General features: G+C 69.4%; 1 protein-coding gene. It reads right to left on the bottom strand.

Annotation, left to right across the window (positions count from 1 at the left end; translation table 11 throughout):
• The coding region (locus MXD60_RS26400) for a M3 family metallopeptidase (protein WP_248822406.1) at positions 1-265 on the bottom strand (265 nt) is incomplete at both ends.

Genomic DNA, 265 nt, shown 5'->3' with positions numbered 1-265 from the left:
CATCCAGGCGCCGGACCGCTTCGAGGCGCGGGCGAAATAGTCCCCCAGGAACAGGCCGACCTCGGACCCGTCGGGATTGCCGACCCGCCAGACCCGGACATCGGGATGGTAGCGCGGCACGTCGGAGAGTTCCGTGAAGGTCAGGCCGAACAGCCGGGCGGCCGTGTCGAACGCCGCCTGGATCATCCGCTCGAGGGGCAGGTACGCCTTGATCTCGCTCTCGTCGAGGTCGTGCTCGGCGCGCCGCACCTTCTCGGCGTAGTGC

The organism is Frankia sp. AgB32 (assembly GCF_023243045.1).
Classification (GTDB): domain Bacteria; phylum Actinomycetota; class Actinomycetes; order Frankiales; family Frankiaceae; genus Frankia.
This window is presented reverse-complemented; position numbering and strand designations above follow the sequence as displayed.